Genomic DNA, 5,606 nt, shown 5'->3' with positions numbered 1-5,606 from the left:
GGGCGGCGGCGCGCCCGGGGCGGTGCCGCCGTCGTGTCGGGGGGCGGTGCGATCCTGGTCGTGCCGCCGGGCGGGCGGCACGCGGGCGGCGTCCCGGCGTCCGGGCCTCGTCCCGGAGCCGCGGGGGCGGCCCGGCCCGCCGGCGGTCGGCACGTGGCAGGACGAAGGGACGACGATGGGCTGGAGCGAGGGGCCGCTGCTCGGCTTCGACACCGAGACGACGGGGATCGACGTCGACGAGGACCGCATCGTCACCGCCGCGCTCGTCCGCCGCGACGCCTCCGGCACGCACATCCGCACCTGGCTGCTCGACCCGGGCGTCGAGATCCCCGAGGCCGCGACGGCCATCCACGGCATCACGACGGAGCGCGCCCGCTCGGACGGCGTGCCCCCGCGCGCCGCGCTCGACGAGATCGCGGCGCTCATCGCGGAGGCGATGCGGGCGGGCGTGCCCGTCGTCGCGTACAACGCCGCGTTCGACCTGTGCCTGCTCGACGCGGAGCTGCGCCGCCACCGGCTGCCGACCCTGCCCGACCGCCTGGGGCACGACGCGCGCCCCGTCGTGGACCCGCTCGTCCTGGACCGGGTGGAGGACGCCGGGCGCGAGGGCAAGCGCAAGCTGGGCGACCTGTGCGGCGTGTACAGCGTCGTGGAGTCCGGCTCGCTGCACACGGCCGACGTCGACGTCATCGCGACCCTCGACGTGCTCGCGGGGATCGTCGAGCGGTTCCCCCACCTCGCGGGCCAGGACCTCGACACGCTGCACGACTACCAGGCGGCGGCGTACCAGGCGTGGGCGGTCGGCGTGAACGCCTGGCGCGACGAGAACGACGTGCCCGGTCAGCGGGCCGAGGAGACGTGGCCGGCCCGGGAGCCGGTCGGGACGCTCTGGTAGCGCGCGCGGCGCCCGCCATATCGCGGCGCGGATCACGCCCGCCCGGAAGGTGTGATTTCGACGACGTCACGCCGCTCTCGGGCTGCGCGATATCTCATCCGTGAGTTAGCGTGGCCCGCATGACGATCCTCAACCCGGCCACGGGCTCGCTGCCCGTCGTCGACGACCCGCTCGCGCACGTGGGGTCGCTCGTCCGGTCCGCGCGCCAGCACCGCGGCCTCACGCAGACCCAGCTCGCCGAGCGCCTCGGCACCAGCCAGTCGGCGGTGCACCGCATCGAGCAGGGCGCCCAGAACGTCTCGCTCGAGATGCTCACGCGCATCGGCGCCGCGCTCGACTCCCCCATCGTGACCCTCGGCGGCCCGCAGCACACGCACCTGCGCGTGCAGGGCGGCACCGAGCTGCACGGGCGCCTCGACGTCAACACCAGCAAGAACGGCGCCGTGGCGCTGCTGTGCGCCTCGCTGCTCAACCGCGGCACCACGCGGCTGCGCAACGTCGCCCGCATCGTCGAGGTGGACCGCATCGTCGAGACCCTGCGGTCGGTCGGCGTCAGCGCGACCTGGTCGACGGACGGGCGCGACCTCACGATCGTGGTGCCGGACGCTCTCCGGCTCGACGACATCGACGCCGACACGGCGCGCCGCACGCGCTCGATCATCATGTTCCTCGGCCCGCTGCTCGGCCGTGAGCGCGACTTCCAGCTGCCGTACGCCGGCGGCTGCGACCTCGGCACGCGCACCGTCGAGCCGCACATGATCGCCCTGCGCCCCTTCGGGCTCTCGGTCACCGCGACGGCGGGCAACTACCAGGCGACGTCGACGCCCCCGTCGGGCGCCGACCTCTCCGTCGTCCTGACCGAGCGCGGCGACACCGTGACGGAGAACGCGATCATGGCGGCCGCCGGCCGTGACGGCGTCACGACGATCCGCAACGCGAGCCCGAACTACATGGTCCAGGACCTGTGCTTCTACCTCGAGCTGCTCGGCGTGCGCATCGACGGCATCGGCACGACCACGCTGCGCGTGCACGGCCGGTCCCGCATCGACGAGGACGTGGAGTACTTCCTCTCGGAGGACCCGGTCGAGGCGATGAGCCTGCTGACCGCGGGCATCGTGACCGGCTCCGAGATCACGGTCGGGCGCGTGCCCATCGAGTTCATGGAGATCGAGCTCGCGACGCTCGCCGAGATGGGTCTGCGGTACACGCTCTCCGAGGAGTACACCGCGCTCAACGGGCGCACCCGCCTCGTCGACGTGACGGTCCACCGCAGCGAGCTGCACGCGCCGCTCGACAAGATCCACCCGATGCCGTTCCCCGGCCTCAACATCGACAACCTGCCGTTCTTCGCCGTGATCGCCGCGTGCGCGCAGGGCACCACGCTGGTGCACGACTGGGTCTACGAGGGCCGGGCCATCCACCTCACCGACCTGACCCGGCTCGGCGGCGACGTGCGGCTGCTCGACGCGCACCGGCTGTCGATCACCGGCCCGACGCACTGGTCGGGCGCCGAGGTGTCGTGCCCGCCGGCGCTGCGGCCCGCCGTCGTCATCCTGCTCGCGATGCTCGCCGCCAAGGGGACGTCCGTGCTGCGCAACGTGGACATCATCGCCCGCGGCTACGAGCAGCTGCAGGAGCGGCTCGTCGAGCTGGGCGCGCGCATCGAGACGTTCCGCGACTGACCCGCGACGCGCGGCCCGTCCGCGACGCACGAAGGGCCGGCACCCCGCGGGGTGCCGGCCCTTCGTGCGTGCGTCAGCGGCCGGAGTAGTTCGGCGCCTCGACGGTCATCTGGATGTCGTGCGGGTGGCTCTCCTTGAGGCCCGCCGGCGTGATCCGGACGAACTGCCCGCGCTCCTGGAGCTCGGGGATCGTGTGCGCGCCGACGTAGAACATCGACTGGTGCAGGCCGCCGACGAGCTGGTGCGCGACCGCCGCGAGCGGGCCGCGGTAGGGCACCTGGCCCTCGATGCCCTCCGGCACGATCTTGTCGTCCGAGGTGACGTCCGCCTGGAAGTAGCGGTCCTTCGAGTACGAGGTGCGCCCACGCGAGGCCATGGCGCCCAGGGAGCCCATGCCGCGGTAGTGCTTGTACTGCTTGCCGTTGACGAAGACGAGGTCGCCGGGCGACTCCTCGCAGCCCGCCAGCAGCGAGCCCAGCATCACCGTGTCGGCGCCGGCCACGAGCGCCTTGGCGATGTCGCCCGAGTACTGCAGGCCGCCGTCGCCGATGAGCGGCACGCCGGCCGGCTTCGTCGCGAGCGACGCCTCGTAGATCGCGGTCACCTGCGGCACGCCGACGCCGGCCACGACGCGCGTCGTGCAGATCGAGCCCGGCCCGACGCCGACCTTGACGGCGTCGACACCCGCGTCCACCAGCGCCTGCGCGCCGGCGCGCGTGGCGACGTTGCCGCCCACCACCTGCACGTGCCGCATGGCCGGGTCGGCCTTCACGCGCCGCACCATCTCGAGCAGGAGCCGCGCGTGGCCGTGCGCGGTGTCGACGACGAGCACGTCCACGCCCGCCTCGACGAGCGCGGTGGCCCGCTCCCAGGCGTCCCCGAAGAACCCGACGGCGGCGCCGACGCGCAGCCGGCCCTCGTCGTCCTTGGTGGCGAGCGGGTACTGCTCCGACTTCACGAAGTCCTTGACGGTGATGAGCCCCTGCAGGACCCCGGCGTCGTCGACGAGCGGCAGCTTCTCGATCTTGTGCTTGGCGAGCAGCGCGGCCGCGTCGTCGCGCTCGATCCCGACGCGCGCCGTGACGAGCGGCATCGGCGTCATGATCTCGCGCACGCGGCGGGTCTCCCACTCGGAGCCCGGGACGAAGCGCAGGTCGCGGTTGGTGATGATGCCCATCAGCCGGCGGTCCGCGTCGACGACCGGCAGCCCCGAGACGCGGTACGTCCCGCAGAGCCGGTCCAGCTCGGCGAGCGTCGCCTCGGGGCCCACGGTCACGGGGTCCGTCACCATGCCGGACTCCGAGCGCTTGACCCGGTCGACCTGGTGCGCCTGGTCGGCGATCGACAGGTTGCGGTGCAGGATCCCGATGCCGCCCTGGCGGGCCATCGCGATGGCCATCCGCGACTCGGTGACGGTGTCCATCGCGGCCGACGACAGCGGTACGCGGACGGAGATCTCGCGGGTGAGCCGAGCGGTCGTGTCGACCTCGCTCGGGATGACGTCGGTCTCCCCCGGCAGGAGCAGGACGTCGTCGTAGGTCAGCCCGATGCGGGCGAACGGGTCGCGGGTCTGGTCGAGCTCCGTCATCGGCCCAGGATACGTCCCCGCGGGACGCCCCGCGGTCGCCGCCCGGCCCTCGGTCACGCCGGCAGGGCCGCGGTCGCCCGCCGGCCGCGCGAGCGCGCGCTCAGCGGATGAGACCGCCGCGCAGGCCGATCGCGACGGCCTGCGCGCGGTCGGCGGCGCCGAGCTTGCGGAACAGCCGGCGCGCGTGCGTCTTGACGGTGTCCTCGGACAGGAAGAGCTCGGCGCCGATCTGGGCGTTGGAGCGGCCGTTGCTCATGCCGACGAGCACCTCGATCTCCCGCTTGGTGAGCGCGGGGCGCGGCGGCTCCGCGCTCTCCGCGCCGTCGGCGTCCCCCGAGCGCTGCGGCGGGACGACGGGCTCGGGCTGCACCGAGGCGGGCAGGGAGGGGTTCGGCAGGCCGGGCGGCACGGCGGGTGCCGGCACCGAGGGCCGCGGCACGTCGACGGGCTGGTCGGGGCGCTGCGCGCCCGCCACGGGGCTGGCGAGGATGTGCGCGGCCACGGCGGACAGCTCCGGACGGCCGACGTCGGGCGCCAGGAACCCGCGGGCGCCGAGCGCGAGGGCCCGGTCCAGGGCGACGGTGTCGTCCGGGCTCGCGAGCAGCACCACGGCGGCCGCCGGGGCGACCGTGCGCAGCCGGCGGATGGCCTCGTGCGGGCCGGGAGCGGCGATGTGGGCGTCGAGCAGCACGACCGTCGGTGCGGTGCGGCGCGCGTGCGCCACCAGCTCGTCCACGGTGGCGGCGGCGCGCACGGGGGTGAGCGCCGGCACGCCGATCGAGGTCACGACGAGACGTTCCCGGACCGTGACGGAGCCGTGACAGACCACGACACCGGGCATCGCCTCTCCTCTCTCGCGCAGCGGACGCGCCGAAGCTCGTCGTCGAACGTCAGCCGAGGGACTTCCCGGCTCCAGGTACGTATCGGCCGCCGGGCACGCTCAACTTAGCGGTCGACGCGGACTGCGACCGTGCGCGCCCGCGGTTCGTCCGGTTCCGCTCCGGCCGCCGGGAATGTCGACGGGGTGACCCGACCGGGCGTCACCCGTTCGGAGTCATCGGACGAGTGCGAGGACCTCGTGGACGAGGCCCGCGAACGAGCGTGCGCGGTGCACCGACGGGCCGAACGGCACCTGCGCCGCGAGCTCGTCGGGCACACTGACGAGCTGCGTGAGGTCAGGGTGCGCCTCGGCGAGCGCCCCGATCGCGGCCGGGTCGCCGCCGTGCGGCGGCAGGACGGTGACGACGGCCACGGGGCGCGTCATCATGACCAGCTCGACGGCGTGCCGCGGGTCCACGCGCCCGCCGACCACGCGCGCGTCCAGCCCCTGCGCGGCGAGCGCGCCCGCGAGGGCGTGCGCGAGCGGCGGGCGCTCCTCGCCCGACGGCACGACGACGAGGACGACGGCGCTGCCCCGGGCCGGGCTGGGCAGCTCCCGCAG

The 5,606-nt window shown here is 74.4% G+C and carries 4 protein-coding genes and 1 pseudogene; 2 read left to right on the top strand and 3 right to left on the bottom strand.

The features are described 5' to 3' along the window. Positions 1 to 175: 175 nt before the first annotated feature. On the top strand, positions 176 to 895 hold the full coding sequence (locus HGCM_RS08350; protein WP_019136396.1) for an exonuclease domain-containing protein: 720 nt from the start codon (positions 176 to 178) through the stop codon (positions 893 to 895). A gap of 119 nt (positions 896 to 1,014) precedes the next feature. Then, positions 1,015 to 2,577 (top strand): helix-turn-helix domain-containing protein, encoded by a 1,563-nt coding sequence (locus HGCM_RS08345; RefSeq protein ID WP_019136395.1) that lies wholly within the window; start codon positions 1,015 to 1,017, stop codon positions 2,575 to 2,577. A 73-nt stretch (positions 2,578 to 2,650) separates the two neighbouring features. Here the strand turns inward: HGCM_RS08345 and guaB are convergent, their stop codons facing one another. From guaB to HGCM_RS19790, 3 genes and pseudogenes are all read right to left on the bottom strand, one after another. Next, positions 2,651 to 4,165 (bottom strand): IMP dehydrogenase, encoded by a 1,515-nt coding sequence (gene guaB, locus HGCM_RS08340; protein WP_019136394.1) that lies wholly within the window; start codon positions 4,163 to 4,165, stop codon positions 2,651 to 2,653. A 100-nt stretch (positions 4,166 to 4,265) separates the two neighbouring features. Then, positions 4,266 to 4,952: a LuxR C-terminal-related transcriptional regulator gene (locus tag HGCM_RS08335; RefSeq protein ID WP_425457462.1), complete on the bottom strand. Its 687-nt coding sequence runs from the start codon at positions 4,950 to 4,952 to the stop codon at positions 4,266 to 4,268. A gap of 267 nt (positions 4,953 to 5,219) precedes the next feature. After that, a pseudogene (locus HGCM_RS19790) lies at positions 5,220 to 5,606 on the bottom strand (MerR family transcriptional regulator); the annotation flags it as partial.

This window comes from Cellulomonas massiliensis JC225, assembly GCF_000312005.1.
In the GTDB taxonomy this organism is placed as follows: domain Bacteria; phylum Actinomycetota; class Actinomycetes; order Actinomycetales; family Cellulomonadaceae; genus Cellulomonas; species Cellulomonas massiliensis.
The sequence above is the reverse complement of the archived record's forward strand: the minus strand, read 5'-3'. Positions and strand labels throughout refer to the sequence as shown.